1 pseudogene is annotated in these 456 nt (G+C 66.7%); it reads right to left on the bottom strand.

Annotation, left to right across the window (positions count from 1 at the left end):
* A pseudogene (locus tag BTA51_RS29850) lies at window positions 1–456 on the bottom strand (C4-dicarboxylate ABC transporter); the annotation flags it as partial.

The raw sequence follows: 456 nt of genomic DNA, 5'->3' as shown, positions 1-456 counted from the left end.
GCTGGTGCCAGCCCGGGAAGTAGTAGTAGCTGGCGACCTGGTAGAAGCCGAGGTTGAGGTCGATGGCGGGCATCGAGAACTCGGTGGCGTCGATGGTGCCAAGTTCCAGCGCCGGGAAGATGTCGCCACCGGCGAGCAGCTGGGTCGAGACGCCCATGCGCTCCATGACCTTCGCTCCCAGACCGAAGAAGCGCATCGACAGGCCGCGCAGGTCTTCGACCGAGTTGATCTCGTTGCGGAACCAGCCCGAGGCTTCCGGCGCGATGACGGCGCAGATGATCGACTTGATGTTGTGCGGCTCATAGAGTTCGTCGAGGAACTCCTGCCCGCCGCCGAACTTCAGCCACGCCAGATATTCCGGAGCCTGCGGGCCGAAGGGCACGGCGGCCAGCAGCTGCAGCGCCGGCACGCGGCCCGCCCAGTAGCCCGGCGTCGACCAGCCGGCTTCCACAGCGC

Source organism: Hahella sp. CCB-MM4, assembly GCF_002260525.1.
Lineage (GTDB): Bacteria > Pseudomonadota > Gammaproteobacteria > Pseudomonadales > Oleiphilaceae > Hahella.
The sequence above is the reverse complement of the archived record's forward strand: the minus strand, read 5'-3'. Positions and strand labels throughout refer to the sequence as shown.